The 15,049-nt window shown below is 71.2% G+C and carries 10 protein-coding genes; 6 read left to right on the plus strand and 4 right to left on the minus strand.

The features are described from left to right. Nucleotides 1-74: 74 nt before the first annotated feature. Nucleotides 75-1,307 carry a glucose-1-phosphate adenylyltransferase gene (gene glgC / locus Aco03nite_RS03495; RefSeq protein ID WP_203793110.1) on the minus strand — a complete coding sequence of 411 codons (1,233 nt, stop codon included), beginning with the start codon at nt 1,305-1,307 and terminating at the stop codon, nt 75-77. An 89-nt stretch (nt 1,308-1,396) separates the two neighbouring features. Continuing rightward, complete coding sequence (locus Aco03nite_RS03500) at nt 1,397-3,595, minus strand: putative bifunctional diguanylate cyclase/phosphodiesterase (protein ID WP_203793111.1); 2,199 nt, start codon at nt 3,593-3,595, stop codon at nt 1,397-1,399. Between the two features lie 78 nt (nt 3,596-3,673). On the opposite strand from Aco03nite_RS03500, the gene glgA reads away from it, so the two are divergent. Genes glgA through Aco03nite_RS03515 form a run of 3 tightly spaced genes read left to right on the plus strand, consistent with a single transcriptional unit; the run spans nt 3,674 to nt 7,142 of the window. Beyond that, complete coding sequence (gene glgA / locus Aco03nite_RS03505) at nt 3,674-4,858, plus strand: glycogen synthase (protein ID WP_239144884.1); 1,185 nt, start codon at nt 3,674-3,676, stop codon at nt 4,856-4,858. Beyond that, entirely contained in the window at nt 4,855-6,471 is a 1,617-nt protein-coding gene (locus tag Aco03nite_RS03510) for a glycoside hydrolase family 10-like protein (protein WP_203793112.1), read from the plus strand. The genes glgA and Aco03nite_RS03510 overlap by 4 nt, the downstream gene beginning before the upstream one ends. Nucleotides 6,472-6,521: 50 nt before the next feature. Next, the gene (locus Aco03nite_RS03515; protein ID WP_203793113.1) at nt 6,522-7,142 is read left to right on the plus strand and encodes a hypothetical protein; all 621 of its coding nucleotides are present in this window, start codon (nt 6,522-6,524) and stop codon (nt 7,140-7,142) included. Here Aco03nite_RS03515 and Aco03nite_RS03520 read toward each other — a convergent pair. Then, nucleotides 7,132-8,754, minus strand: a complete 1,623-nt coding sequence (locus tag Aco03nite_RS03520; RefSeq protein ID WP_203793114.1) for an ABC-F family ATP-binding cassette domain-containing protein — start codon at nt 8,752-8,754, stop codon at nt 7,132-7,134. The genes Aco03nite_RS03515 and Aco03nite_RS03520 overlap by 11 nt on opposite strands. Before the next feature lie 35 nt (nt 8,755-8,789). On the opposite strand from Aco03nite_RS03520, the gene Aco03nite_RS03525 reads away from it, so the two are divergent. Further along, nucleotides 8,790-10,553 carry a Xaa-Pro dipeptidyl-peptidase gene (locus Aco03nite_RS03525; RefSeq protein WP_239144885.1) on the plus strand — a complete coding sequence of 588 codons (1,764 nt, stop codon included), beginning with the start codon at nt 8,790-8,792 and terminating at the stop codon, nt 10,551-10,553. Between the two features lie 25 nt (nt 10,554-10,578). Here the strand turns inward: Aco03nite_RS03525 and Aco03nite_RS03530 are convergent, their stop codons facing one another. Then, a complete protein-coding gene (locus tag Aco03nite_RS03530; RefSeq protein ID WP_203793115.1) occupies nt 10,579-11,394 on the minus strand; it encodes a PhzF family phenazine biosynthesis protein in 816 nt (271 codons plus the stop codon). A gap of 101 nt (nt 11,395-11,495) precedes the next feature. Between Aco03nite_RS03530 and Aco03nite_RS03535 the strand changes: the two genes are divergently transcribed. Next, nucleotides 11,496-12,902: a sigma 54-interacting transcriptional regulator gene (locus tag Aco03nite_RS03535; RefSeq protein WP_203793116.1), complete on the plus strand. Its 1,407-nt coding sequence runs from the start codon at nt 11,496-11,498 to the stop codon at nt 12,900-12,902. Between the two features lie 53 nt (nt 12,903-12,955). Continuing rightward, the gene (locus Aco03nite_RS03540; protein WP_203793117.1) at nt 12,956-14,914 is read left to right on the plus strand and encodes a vWA domain-containing protein; all 1,959 of its coding nucleotides are present in this window, start codon (nt 12,956-12,958) and stop codon (nt 14,912-14,914) included. The last annotated feature ends 135 nt before the right edge of the window (nt 14,915-15,049 follow it).

The raw sequence follows: 15,049 nt of genomic DNA on the forward strand, positions 1-15,049 counted from the left end.
AACGCCCCGCCTCGCGGTGTCGAGGCGGGGCGGGGGAGTGCGGTTGTCGAGGTGTAGGCGTACCGGAAGAGGGGTCAGGGTTCGATCTTCTGGCCCTTGCCGATGACCACGATGCCGTTGTCGCTGACCGTGTAGAGCTTGCGGTCCCGGTCGAGGTCGACGCCGATCTGGGCGCCCTCGGGGATCACCACGTTCTTGTCGATGATGGCGTTCCTGATCACCGCCCGGCGGCCGACCGAGACGCCCTCCATGATCACCGCGCCGTCCACGTGGGCCCACGAGTTGACCCGGACGTTGGGGGAGATCACCGAGCGCTCGACCAGGGCGCCGGAGACGACCACGCCGGGGGAGATCATCGAGTCGATGGCCCGGCCCTGGCGGTCGTCGTAGCCGTGCACGAACTTCGCCGGCGGCCAGGAGCCGTAGTTGGTGAAGATCGGCCAGTCGTGGTTGTACAGGTTGAAGATCGGCAGGGTGGCGATCAGGTCCGTGTGCGCCTCGTAGAACGAGTCCAGGGTGCCCACGTCGCGCCAGTAGCCGCGATCACGATCGGTCGAGCCGGGGACGTCGTTGTCGCGGAAGTCGTAGACGTTCGCCTCGCCCTTCTCCACCAGCATCGGGATGATGTTGCCACCCATGTCGTGCTTGCTGTCCGGGTTCTGCGCGTCGGCCGTCACCGCCTCGCACAGCGCCCGCGTGGTGAAGACGTAGTTGCCCATCGACGCGTAGACCTCGTCGGGGGAGTCCGGCAGGCCCACCGCGTCCTTCGGCTTCTCCCGGAACGCCTTGATCTTCTTGCCGTCCGGGCCGACGTCGATCACGCCGAACTGGTCGGCCAGCGACAGCGGCTGGCGGATGCCGGCCACGGTGACCGCGGCACCGGAGGCGATGTGGTCCTGGACCATCTGCTTCGGGTCCATGCGGTAGATGTGGTCGGCGCCGAAGACGATGACGTAGTCGGGCGACTCGTCGTTGATCAGGTTGAGACTCTGATAGATCGCGTCGGCGGAACCGGCGAACCAGCGCGGGCCGAGCCGCTGCTGAGCCGGGACCGGGGTGACGTAGTTGCCGAGCAGTGTCGACATCCGCCACGTCTTGGAGATGTGACGGTCGAGGGAGTGCGACTTGTACTGCGTCAGAACGACGATCTTGAGGTAACCCGCGTTCGCCAGGTTCGACAGCACGAAATCGATCATGCGATAGATACCGCCGAAGGGCACGCCGGGTTTGGCCCGGTCCGCCGTCAACGGCATCAGGCGCTTGCCTTCCCCACCAGCCAGAACGATCGCAAGCACCTTGACAGCCATGGGGAGGACGCTAATATCCCGGCCACCCCCGCGCCACCCGAAAGGGCGCTTGGAATATCTTGCTGGCGCTGCAAACTTCTTGCTGTGGGTCAGGCCGCCGTCCGCACCGCAGCCTCCCGCAATAGTACGTCGATCACCTCGGGCGCCGACGGGCGGCCGAAGTGGTAGCCCTGCACCAGGGGACAGTCCAGCTCACGCAGCAGGTTCGCCTGCGCCGCCGTCTCCACGCCCTCGGCCACCGCGAGCAGGTCCTGACTGCGCGCCAACTCCAGGATCGCCCTGGTCAGGCTCACGTCCTGGGGCCGCGGAGGGTCCTGGTGGCGGCGGATGAAGGACTGATCGATCTTCAGGATGTCGACCGGCAGGGTGTGCAGATACGCCAGTGACGAGTACCCGGTGCCGAAGTCGTCGATCGCGATCCGGATGCCGTAGGCGCGCAGAATCCCCAGCACATTGGTGTCGGAGGCGTCGATGAGCACCGATTCGGTGATCTCCAGCACCAGAGCGGCCGCCGGCAGCCCGGTGTCGGCCAGGATCCGCAGCACCGAATCGGCGAAACCGGGGTCGCGCAGCTGGTGGGTGGAGACGTTCACGGTCAGGTAGAGGCCGTGGTCGCGGTGCCAGACGGCGGCCTGCGCGCACGCCAGCCGCAGCGCCCGCGCGCCGATCGTCCCGATCAGGCCGGTCTGCTCGGCCACCGGGATGAACTCGCCCGGCGGGATCAGCTCGCCGTCCTGGCGCCAGCGCATCAGCGCCTCCACCCCGGTGATCCGCCCGCTGGCGGTGTCCACCACCGGCTGGTAGTGCATGAACAGGCTGCCGTCGCTGATCGCCTGCCGCAGCCCGGCGGCGATCCGGGCCCGCTCGGTCTGTTCGGCCCGCAACGAGTCGTCGAACCGGGCGATCCCGCCGCCGGACTCCTTGGCCGCGCTCAGCGCCAGGTCGGCGTCGGAGAGCACCGCGTCGTTGCCGGGCACACCCCCGGCGACGCCGGCCCGCGCGGTCAGCGGGATACGCCTGTCGTCGACCAGGAACGGCGCCGACCCGACCGCCTCGACCACCTGCTGGGCCAGCTGACCGGAATCGGTCTCCGGGCCGAGCAGGAAGCCGAACTCGTCGCCGCCGATCCGGGCCACCATGTCCACCTGCGGGGCGAACAGCAGCAGCCGCCCGGCGACCTGGCGCAGCACCGCGTCACCGACCGGGTGGCCGTAGGTGTCGTTGATGTCCTTGAACCCGTCCAGGGCGCAGAGGATCAGCGCGTACGGCCGGTCCCCGGCGACCGCCCGGTTCAGGCGCTCGGTGAGCAGGTCCCGGTTGGCCAGGCCGGTCAGCGCGTCGTGCCCGGCCCGGTAGGTCAGCTGCTCCTGCAGCTTCTGCTGCTCGCGCAGGGACTCCCGGGCCTGTTTGGCGCGGGCGCCGGCCAGCCGGGCCAGGCCGACGATCCGCAGCAGCAGCAGGCCGCTCAGCCCGGACGTCAGCAGGGCCGGCACCACCACCACGACGCTCGGGTTCGCCAGCGCGGGCAGCAGCGGGGCGGCGACCGCGGCGGTGTACATCCCGATCAGCGCGGCCCGGCCGGTGCGTGCGGTGCCGGCCCGGTACTGCCCGGCGGCCGGGTGCACCGCCGCGGCGACCACGAACACCCAGGCGAGCTGGACACACAGGTGGCAGAGGCCGCCGGGCTGGAACGGGCCGGTGCCCACCGAGCCGGTCGCGGCGTACACCAGGTGCGCGCCGACCAGGGTCAGGGCCGCGGCGGCGAGCAGCCGGGCCGGGCCACGCCGCGGGTCGGTGAGATTGCGCAGCGCGGTGCCGACCAGCGCGATGTCGATCACCGCGTAGAGCAGGGCCAGCGACCGGTCGACCTGCTGGTAGCCGGGGTCGCCGAGGTACGGCAGCACGATGAACGACCAGGCCAGCATCGCCAGCCCGAGCACCACCGCACCGGCCTCGGCCGCCGATCCGGCCCGCCGCCGCCTGCCGAACTGGAAGGCCGCGGCGGCGAGCAGGCTGTACGGGACCGCGAGCGAGAGCCCCATCGGGGTGTTGGTGGGCTCACCGTCGTACAGGGCCCATCCGGCGGTCACCGCCAGCCCGGCGGTGACCGCCGCCAGCGCCAGCCACCAGCTGCACCGGTGCCGGTTGGCGGTCCGCCACAGGACCATCACCCCGGCGGTCTGGAGCAGCAGCCAGAAGGCGGTGCTGTCCAGGGCACGGGCGGTCAGCACGGCGAGGACGCCACCCGTGAGGGTGTACTGCCAGGCCGGGACACGGGGGATCTGCACGTCCGCCATGGCACCGTGCCGGAGTTGCGGAAGGGTTGCGGCACGGGTCCCGTTCGGGAGTGTGGTTAAGCTTCCATCGTGCTGCGTGCTGATCTCATCTCCCGTGAATACCCGCCGGAGGTCTACGGCGGCGCCGGCGTCCACCTCGAGTACCTGGCCCGTGACCTGCGTGCCCTCGCCGATGTGCGGGTGCACTGCTTCGGCGCTCCGCGGGACGAGGCCGGGGTGACCGCGTACCCGGAGCCGGCCGAGCTGGCCGAGGCCAACGCGGCGCTGCGCACCATGGGGGTGAATCTCGCGATCGCCCAGGGCTGCGCGGGCGCCGACGTGGTGCACAGCCACACGTGGTACGCGAACTTCGCCGGCCACACCGCGAAACTGCTGCACGGGATCCCGCACGTGCTCACCACGCACAGCCTGGAGCCGCTGCGGCCGTGGAAGGCCGAGCAGCTCGGCGGTGGCTATGCGCTCTCGTCGTTCTGTGAGAAGACGGCGATCGAGGCGGCCGACGCGATCATCGCGGTCTCCGGCGGGATGCGCCGGGACGTGCTGAAGGCGTACCCGACGGTGGACCCGGACCGGGTGCACGTGGTCTACAACGGCATCGACACCCAGCTCTACCAGCCTGATCCCGGGACGGACGTCGTCGAGCGCCTGGGCATCGATCGCAACCGGCCCAGCGTGGTCTTCGTCGGCCGGATCACCCGGCAGAAGGGCCTGCCCTACCTGGTGCGGGCCTGCGCCGATCTGCCCTCGGACGCGCAGATCGTCCTGCTCGCCGGGGCGCCGGACACCCCGGAGATCGCCGCCGAGGTGGCGGCGCTGGTCGCGGACCTCCAGAAAACCCGGGACGGCGTGATCTGGGTGCAGGAGATGCTGCCCAAGCAGGAGGTCATCCAGGTCCTCACGCACGCCACCGTCTTCGTCTGCCCGTCGATCTACGAGCCGATGGGCATCGTCAACCTGGAGGCGATGGCCTGCGAGACCGCGGTGGTCGCCACCGCGACCGGCGGCATCCCCGAGGTGGTCGCGGACGGTGAGACCGGCGTGCTGGTCCCGATCGAGCAGGTGCAGGACGGCACCGGCACCCCGGTCGACCCGGAGCGGTTCGTCGCCGACCTGGCCGCCGCCCTGACCCGGCTGATCACCGACCCGCAGCTGGCCGAGCGGATGGGTAAGGCCGGCCGGCGCCGCGCGGTCGAGAAGTTCAGCTGGGCCCGCATCGCCGAGGACACCCTCGACATCTACCGGACGGTGTTGTGACTTTTCTCCGCCGGCCGCCGGTGTGGGCGGCCCTCCTGCTGTCGGCCGGACTGTTCACGGTGGCGGTGCTCGGGCTGGGCCTGGCACGCGCCGCGTTCTACGACTCCCCGGACCAGCCGGCCGCCGATCGGATCGTGGTGGCCGAGCCGCCCGGCCCGGTCGAGCAGGGTGTCTGCGGCACCGTGCCGGTGCAGGCTCCCCGGGAGCTGCGCGGGATGTGGCTGACCACGGTCTACAACATCGACTGGCCGAGCAAGCCGGGGTTGCCCGAGGCGCAGGTCAAGTCGGAGTACCTGCGGTGGCTGGACCTGGCGGTCGCCCAGCGGCACAACGCGATCTTCGTGCACGTCCGGCCCAGCGGGGACGCGTTCTGGAAGTCCGAGTTCGCCCCGTGGTCGAACTGGCTGACCGGGAAGTTCGACGACACCGATCCCGGCTGGGATCCGATGCAGTTCATGGTCGACGAGGCACACCAACGGAACCTGGAGTTCCACGCCTGGTTCAACCCGTACCGGGGCACCCAGCCGGCGCCGTCCGGGACCGGGACCGACCTCTCCAAGCTGGTGAAGGACCACCCGCTGCTGGCGCATCCGGAGTGGCGGATCGCCTACCCGACCGGCAAGACCGGCCGGCTCTACTTCGACCCCGGTGTGCCCGAGGCCCGCAAGTTCGTCGAGGACGCCATGCTGGAGGCGGTGGAGAAGTACGACGTGGACGGTGTCCACTTCGACGACTTCTTCTACCCGTACCCGGAGAAGGGTGAGGATTTCCCGGACGACGCCTCCTACAAGAAGTACGGCAACGGGAAGTCCAAGGCCGACTGGCGCCGGGACAACGTGAACACCCTGGTCCGCGAGATGCAGCAGCGGATCGCCGAGCTGAAGCCGTGGGTGAAGTACGGGATCAGCCCGTTCGGCATCTGGCGCAACGGCGGCGAGGGCTCGGACACCTCCGGCCTGGAGAGTTACAGCGCGATCTACGCCGACACCCGCAAGTGGGTCCGCGAGGGCTGGCTCGACTACATCGTCCCGCAGCTGTACTGGACGATCGGGTTCGACAAGGCCGACTACGCCAAGACGCTGCCCTGGTGGACCGAGACGGTGAAGGGCACCGGCGTGCAGCTGTGGATCGGGATGGCCGACTACCGGGTCGGGGAGAAGGGCGACTGGAGCGATCCGGGGCAGCTCGACCGGCAGATGGCCATGAACGACAAGTTCGGTGTGCAGGGGCAGGTGCACTTCAGCGCCAAGCAGCTGCGGCAGAACCGGCTCGGGTCGGTCAGCCGCTACGTGTCCAAGCACTACGCCGGCCCGGCTCTGCTGCCGCGGATGGCCCGGCTCCCGGCGACCCCGCCGGCGGCGCCGCAGATCACCGGGGCACAGCGCGCGGCGTCCGGGGCGGTCACCCTGACCACCGCGGCTCCCGGTGGCGGTGCGAGCTGGGCCCTCTACCGTACGGGGGAGAGCGCGGCGACCCTGGTGGCGACGGGCCGGGCGGGCACCGCGGTGGTCGATCCGAAGCCTCCGGCGGGTGCGGCGACGTACTGCCTGAGCGGACTGGACCGGTCCGGTAACGAAGGGCCGTTGAGCAGCCCGTTCACCAGCGCCGGTTAACAAAGGTCGGTTTCGGGCTAATCGTTCCGATTGCGGCGTTAGCGTGAGCCGTGACCAGAAAACATGCGCTCGCGCTCGTGCTCTCCGCAGTCCTGGTGATCGGATCACCCGCCCCGGCGCTCGCCGGGCCGGGTGATCCGGCCGGCAAACTGCTCACCGGCACCGAGCTGCCCGCCGGGTTCACCCCGCAGCTGGACGCCATCGACGACCTGTTCGCCCGGATCCCGTCCGAGATCGCCTCCTGCGGCCAGAACAACCAGCTGCCGGCCGGCACCGTCTTCCGCGAGTTCGTCCGCGGCGCCAAGGACGAGGAACTGCTGGTCGAGACCCTGTCCACGCCCGGCGATCAGGATGCGCGGGCGGCGGTGGCGGCGTTGCGGTCCACGCTGCCGAAGTGCACCTCGTTCACCCGGGCGCCCGGCGACCTGCCGATGGAGCTGAAGTTCGCCGTCGCCAAGTTCACCGGCGCCCCGAAACTCGGCGACGCCTCGGCCGGGATCGGCTTCGTGATGACCGTGCCCGAGATGGAACTCACCGTGAACGGGCGGCTGATCACCGTCGCCGCCCGCGGCAACCGGGTCACCCTGCTGCTGATGACCGAGAAGAAGCCGAAGATCGCCGACCTGACGGCAGCCGCCCGCGCCGCGGTCACCAAGGTCCTCAGCCGCTGACCCGGCCGCCGTCCACGGTCAGACGGCGGTTCACGGTCACCGCCTCCAGCATCCGCCGGTCGTGTGTGACCAGCAACATCGTGCCGGTGTACGACGACAGCGCCGACTCCAGCTGCTCGATCGCCGGCAGGTCCAGATGGTTCGTCGGCTCGTCCAGCACGAGCAGGTTCACCCCGCGCGCCTGCAACAGGGCCAGGGCCGCGCGGGTGCGCTCACCGGGCGAGAGCGTCGCCGCCGGGCGCATCACATGGCCGGACTTCAGGCCGAACTTCGCCAGCAGGGTACGCACGTCGGCATCCGGCCAGTCCGGGACCGCCGCCCCGAACGCCCGGGACAGCGGCTCACCACCCAGGAACAGCCCGCGCGCCTGATCGACCTCGCCGACCACCACCCCGGGCCCGAGATGCTGGGCGCCCTCGTCCAGCGGCAACCGCCCCAGCAGCGCCGCGAGCAGCGTCGACTTGCCGGAGCCGTTGGCCCCGGTGATCGCCACCCGGTCCGCCCAGTCGATCTGCAGCGTCACCGGGCCGAGCGCGAACGACCCCCGCCGGACCACCGCGTCGCGCAGGGTCGCCACCACCGCGCCGGCCCGGGGCGCGACGGCGATCTCCATCCGCAGCTCCCACTCCTTGCGCGGCTCCTCGACCACCTCCAGGCGCTCGATCATCCGCTCGGTCTGCCGGGCCTTGGCCGCCTGCTTCTCGCTGCTCTCACCGCGCATCGACTTGGCGATCTTGTCGTTGTCCGGCGCCTTGCGGCGGGCGTTGCGGACCCCCTTGTCCATCCAGCCGCGCTGCATCCGGGCGCGTTCGAGCAGGTCCTCCTTCTTGCCGGAGTACTCCTCGAATTCGTCCCGGGCGTGCTGCCGGGCCCGGTCCCGTTCCTGCAGGTAGGACTCGTAGCCGCCGCCGAACAGGTGCACCTGGTTCTGGGCCAGATCCAGTTCCAGGACCTTGGTGACGGTACGGGTGAGGAACTCGCGGTCGTGACTGACCACCACGGCGCCCGAGCGCAGCCCGGCCACGAACGCCTCCAGGCGGGCCAGCCCGTCCAGGTCCAGGTCGTTGGTCGGCTCGTCGAGCAGGAACACGTCATAGCGGCTGAGCAGCAGCGACGCCATCCCGGCGCGGGCCGCCTGACCGCCGGAGAGCGCGGTCATCGGCAGGTCCAGGTCGAAGCCCAGATCGGTCTCGGCGATCCGCTCGTCCAGGTCGGCGCCGCCCAGGTCGAGCCAGCGGTCCAGGGCGGCGGCGTACTCGTCGTCGGCGCCCGGCTTCTCCTCGGCCAGCGCGACCGCCGCGAGGTCCATCGCCTCCTGCGCGGCGGACACCCCGGTGCGGCGGCCCAGGAAGTCCCGCACGGTCTCGTCGGCGCGCCGCTCCCGCTCCTGTGGGAGATAACCCACGTTGGCGGTGGGCGGGCTCAGCGAGACGCTGCCGGACTCGGTGGGGATCAACCCGGCGAGGGTACGCAGCAGCGTCGTCTTGCCCGCGCCGTTCACCCCGACCAGGCCGATCACATCACCCGGCGCGACGACCAGGTCCAGTCCGCTGAAGAGGTTGCGGTCCCCGTGGCCGGCCGCGAGTTCCCGGGCGATCAGTGTTGCGCTCATCGCTTCTGATCCTAGATGGCCCCTAATATCGACGTGTGCCGATCAGATTGCTGACCGTTCTGATGCTTCTCGCCGGATCCGTGGTGATCACCGCGGGCCCGGCCGCCGCAGCGACCGGAACCCAGCCGGTCCACGACTACTCTGCCGCGATCCGCGAGCAGGTCTGGGTGCAGTCGGCCGTCGACAGCGACGCCGACGGGAAGCCGGACCGGGTCGCGGTCCGGATCATCCGTCCCGCCACCGGCACGAGAGTGCCTGTCATCTTCCAGGCCAGCCCCTACTACGCGGGACTCGTCGACGTCCCCAACCACGACGACGTCGACCGGGACGGGTCCACCCGGAAGTCGCTCGACTCCTCGAGAAGCGCGGACATCACCTTCGCCGGATATCTGGACAACTACTTCGTACCGCGCGGCTATGCGGTGGTCTTCGCCGACAGCCTCGGTTCCGGTGGCTCGGACGGCTGCCCCACGTCGGGCGGGCGCAACGAGACCCTCGGCATGAAGGCCGTGGTCGACTGGCTCAACGGCCGCGCCCCCGGATTCACCGCCGAGGGCCTGCCGGTACGGGCGGACTGGTCCACCGGCCGGACCGGCATGATCGGGGTGTCGTACAACGGCACGCTCCCGAACGCGGTGGCCGCCACCGGCGTGCGCGGCCTGGAGACGATCGTGCCGATCGCCGGGATCAGCAGCTGGTACGACTACTACCGGTCCCACGGCGGGGTGGTCGCCCCCGGCGGCTATCAGGGCGAGGACACCGACGTGCTGGCCAGGGCGGTCCTGACCAGGGCGAATCCGGAAGTGTGCGCGGACGTCACGGCACACCTGGAACAGGAGCAGGACCGGGAGACCGGCGACTACAGCGCCTACTGGGCCGAGCGCGACTACCTGCGCGACGCCCACCGGGTGAAGGCGAGTGTGCTGCTGGTGCACGGGCTGCACGACTTCAACGTGCGCACCGGGCAGGCCGGGCAGTGGTGGGACGCGCTCGCCCGCAACGGGGTGCCCCGCAAACTGTGGCTGCACCAGGCCGCGCACACCGACCCGTTCCACATCCGCCGGGCCGAGTGGCTGTCGACCTTGCACCGCTGGTTCGACAAGTGGCTGTACCGGATCGACACCGGCGTCACCCGGGAGCCGATCGCCGACGTGGAGGTGGCTCCCAACCAGTGGGTGACCTCGGCGAACTGGCCGCTTCCCGGCTCCCGCAAGATCAATTTCAAACTCGGCGGCGGTACGTTCACCGACGACACCTCGCGCACCGCGGAGAGCCTGGCCGCCACTCCGGACAGCACCGATGCGAATCGGCTCGTCAGCCTCGGCGCGCCACTGACCAGGGACACCCGGCTCTCCGGCACCCCGGTCGTCACGGTCCGGGCCGGGCTGACCAGGAAGTCGCCGTACCTGACCGCGCTGCTCGTCGACTACGGGACCGCCGACCGTTTCGTGCGCACCCGCACCCGCACCGAGCAGGACTGCATCGGCCCCGGCATCGAGGGCGACCCCGGATGTTTCGCGCGCCGGGAGCACGTGACGGCGTCGTCGGACCACGAGATCGTCACCCGGGGCTGGATCGACGTCCGTAACCGATTCTCGCCGTCGGTGACCACGCCGATCCGGCCGGGGCAGCCGTACACGTTCCGCTGGGACCTGCAGAGCACCGACCACGTGTTCGCGGCCGGTCACCGGATCGGCGTGGTGCTGATCTCCACCGACCGGGACCACACCCTGCGGTACCCGGCCGGCACGGTCGTCGACGTCCGTGCCGGATCGTCGCTGGAGCTGCGGCTGAACTGAGCCGCTGGAGCTGCGGCTGAGCTGATCAGCCGATCGGGACGGCCGGGCCGCTGACCCGGACGCCGGAGACCGCGGGGTCCAGGCGGACGGTGATGCGGCTCGGCCGGCCCATGTCGTCACCCTGCCGCAGCGTGAGCACGGCGTCCGCCGGGACCAGCTCCAGCTCGCGCAGGTAGCCGCCGAGGGCCGCGGCGGCGGCGCCGGTCGCCGGGTCCTCGTAGACGCCGCCGACCGGGAACGGGTTGCGCACGTCGAAGGTGTCCGGCCCGGCCCGGAACACCAGCTGCACCGTGGTCCAGTCCCGCTCGGTCATCAGCGACCGCAGCGCCGGCACGTCGTAGTCCAGGCCGGCGAGGCGCTCCCGGCTGGTCACGGCGATGACCGGGTGGTACGCCCCACCGAACGCGACCCGGGGCGGCAGCTCCGGATCCAGGTCGGCCGCACTCCAGCGCAGCGCCGCCAGCAGCGCCGTCAGAGCGTCCCCGGGCAGGTCCGCGACGTGCGGATCCACGCTGGTCAGCGTCGCGGTCCCGGACTCGTCGACAAGCACCGGGACGTCGCCCGCGTTGGTCACGAACAGGTGCTCACCCGGGCCCAGGGCCACCGCGGTCGCCACCGTCGCGTGCCCGCAGAACGGGATCTCCAGCTGCGGGCTGAAGTACCGCACCCGGAACCGGCCGCCGTCCCGGGAGGTCACGAACGCGGTCTCCGAGTAGCCGACGTCGGCCGCGATCGCCTGCATCGCCGGGTCGTCCAGGCCGGCGGCGTCCAGGACGACACCCGCCGGGTTGCCTCCCGCCGGGTCGAGGGTGAAGGCCGCGTACCGCGCAATGTCCGTCATGACGCCGAGCGTGCCGCGCGTCACCCGCCGTGACCAGCGCCAATTCGGCGAGAGTGGCTCGAGGTAGTTGATCGTCCCTTCCTCGGAGTAGCGTTCCTGCGGTGACAGAGGCGCCGAACGCGATCGACCTGCCCCGCACCGTGGGCGAACTGCGAGCCAGCGGCCACGAGTTCCGCACCGTCAAGGAAGAACTGCGGGTCAACCTGCTCGCCCGGATGCGCTCCGGCGAGCCCCGATTCCCCGGCATCGTCGGTTACGACGACACCGTGCTGCCCGAGGTCGAGCGGGCCCTGCTCGCCGGCCACGACATGGTCCTGCTCGGCGAGCGCGGCCAGGGCAAGACCCGGCTGATCCGGGCCCTGGTGGGCCTGCTCGACGAGTGGACCCCCTACATCGCCGGGTCCGAGCTGCACGAACACCCGTACCAGCCGCTCACCCCGGCCTCCCGCCGCAAGGCCGCCGAGCACGGCGACGCCCTGCCGGTGGCCTGGCTGCACCGCTCCGAGCGGTACGGCGAGAAGCTGGCCACCCCGGACACCAGCGTCGGTGACCTGATCGGTGACGTCGACCCGATCAAGGTGGCCGAGGGCCGCGCCCTGGGCGACCCGGAGACCATCCACTTCGGCCTGGTGCCCCGCACCAACCGCGGCATCTTCGCGGTCAACGAGCTGCCCGACCTGGCCGAGCGCATCCAGGTCTCGCTGCTCAATGTCCTCGAGGAGCGCGACATCCAGGTCCGCGGCTACCAGCTGCGGCTCCCGCTCGACCTGCTGCTGGTGGCGTCGGCCAACCCGGAGGACTACACCAACCGCGGCCGGATCATCACCCCGCTCAAGGACCGCTTCGGCGCTGAGATCCGCACCCACTACCCGGTCGACCTGGAGCTGGAGACCGCCCTGATCCGGCAGGAGGCGGCCCTGGTCGCGGCGCTGCCGGACCACCTGGTCGAGGTGCTCGCCCGGTACACCCGCGCGGTCCGCGAGTCGCCGTCGGTCGACGCGCGCTCCGGCGTGTCCGCCCGGTTCGCGATCGCCGCCGCCGAGACGGTCGCCGCGTCCGCGCTGCGCCGGTTCGGGCTGCGCGCCGAGAAGGAGGCGGTCGCCCGGATCTGCGACACCGTGTCGGTCACCTCGACACTGCGCGGCAAGGTCGAGTTCGAGAGCGGCGAGGAGGGGCGGGAGACCGAGATCCTCGGCCACCTGCTGCGGGTCGCCACCGCCGAGACGTTCCGGGCCCACCTGGCCGGTCTCGACCTGTCCGGGTTCACCGACCTGGTCGCCGAGGGCACCCTGATCGAGACCGGTGACCTGGTCGGCGCCGAGGAGCTGCTGGCCCAGATCGGCACGGTGCCCGGCCTGTCCAAGGTCCTGGACCGGCTCGGGCTCGGCGACGCGCCGAGCCCCGGGCAGGCGGCCGCCGGTGTCGAGTTCGTCCTGGAGGGCCTGCACCTGACCCGCCGCCTGGCGAAGGAGCTGACCGACGACGGCCGCACCATCTACGGAAGCTGAGCGATGAGCCTGCCCACCAGCACCACCACCATCCGCACCGGGCGGAGCGAGCCGTGAGCGGGAACGTTTTTCGGTACGGCGCCTGGCGTGACGGGCCCGATCCGCTGGCGCCGCCGTACGACGTGCGGGCGGCCGTCGACGACATGGGGGAGCGGGTGCTGCGCGGCGACAGCCTGCGCGACGCGCTCCGCGACCTGATCCGGCGCGGCCCCCGGGACGGGCGCGGCCTCGACGCGCTGCGCGACCGAGCCCGGCGGCTGCGGCGCGAGGCGCTGCGCCGGGGCAACCTGGACGGCGCGGTCACCCGGGCCCGGCAGATGCTGGACCAGGCCCTGGCCACCGAACGGGACGCCCTGGCCGCCCGGGACGACGACGGCGCCCGGTTCAACGAGACGGTGCTGGACAGCCTGCCCCGTTCGGTGTCCCAGGCCGTCTCCGAGCTGTCCGGTTACCAGTGGGCCTCGGACGAGGCCCGGCAGATCTACCAGCAGATCCTCGACGGGCTCCGGCAGGAGGTGGTCGAGCAGCGGTTCGCCGGCATGAAACAGGCGCTCCAGCAGGGCGACATGACCGACGTGTCGGCGATGCTCACCGACCTCAACGAGCTGCTCGGCAGACATGCCCGGGGCGAGGACACCGGTGACGCGTTCCGCGAGTTCATGGACCGGCACGGGCGGTTCTTCCCGGACGACCCGCGCACCGTCGACGAGCTGATCGACTCCCTCGCCCGCCAGGCCGCCGCCGCGGAACGGCTGATGCGGTCGCTCAGCCCGCAACAGCGCGCCGAGCTGCAGGGCCTGATGGACCAGGCGCTCGGCGACGGGCCGCTGCGCGGGCAGCTCAGCGAACTCACCGACAACCTGCGGTCGCTGCGCCCGAACCTGAACTGGGGCCGCGGCGAACGGATGCGCGGATCCGAGGACCTGGGGTACGGCGACGCCGCCGAAGCCCTGGGCGAGATCGCCGACCTGGACGAGCTGATCGACCAGCTCGGCCAGGAGCACCCCGGCGCCACCCTGGACGACGTGGACGTGGAGGCGGTCGAACGGCAGCTCGGCCGGTCCGCCGCCGACGACCTGCGCCGCCTGCGCGAACTCGAACGGGAACTGCGCCGGCAGGGCTGGGTGCAGCGGGACGCCGACGGGCTGACGCTGTCCCCGAAGGCGCTGCGCCGGCTCGGGCAGAGCGCCCTGTCCGCGATCTTCTCCGACGTCGCCGGGAAACGCGGCGGCCACGACATGCGCGACGCGGGCGCCGCCGGTGACCTGATCGGCTCGTCCCGGCGCTGGGAGTTCGGCGACGACCAGCCGATCGACGTGGTCCGCACGATCGGGAACGCGGTCCGCCGCCGGGCTGCCGGACGCACGGGCCCCCTGCCCGTACGGCTGGCTCCGGAGGATTTCGAGATCGCCGAGACCGAGCGGCGGGCCTCGGCGGCGGTGGCGCTGTGTGTGGACCTCTCCTACTCGATGTACGCCGACGGCCGCTGGGGCCCGATGAAACAGACCGCGCTGGCCCTGTCGCACCTGGTCGCCACCAAGTACCCGCAGGACGCCCTGCAGATCATCGGGTTCGGCCTGCACGCCCAGAACCTCAGCCAGGGCGAACTCGCCGCGATCGAGCCGACCATGGAGAAGGGCACCAACCTCCAGCACGCGCTGAAGCTGGCCGCCCGTCACCTGCGCCGGCATCCGGGCGCCGAACCGGTGGTGCTGGTGGTCACCGACGGTGAACCGACGGCGCACCTGGAGGAGGACGGCGAGGCGGTCTTCTGGTGGCCGCCGATGGCCGAGACGATCACCGCCACGGTGCACGAGGTGGACCTGCTGACCCGGTACGGCGCCACCCTGAACGTGTTCATGCTGGGTGAGGATCCGGGGCTGCAACGGTTCGTCGGCGCGGTGGCGAAACGCAACGGCGGCCGGGTGTTCAGCCCGGACGCCGAGGAGCTGGGCCGCTACGTGATCGACGACTACATGCGGGCCAGACGGGGCCGACGGCGGGCCGCTTGACTCTGGAGGCTAGCCTCCTAGGACGGACCAGGAAGTGTGGCCGGTGTGACTGCGCGTCGGGTGAACGGACGCGGCTGGTTATAGTTGCTCGGCGGGCGACCGGGACATAAGTACATCGAGGTCGTAGATACACAG

The sequence above is a fragment of the Actinoplanes couchii genome (assembly GCF_016862075.1).
Classification (GTDB): Bacteria; Actinomycetota; Actinomycetes; order Mycobacteriales; family Micromonosporaceae; genus Actinoplanes; species Actinoplanes couchii.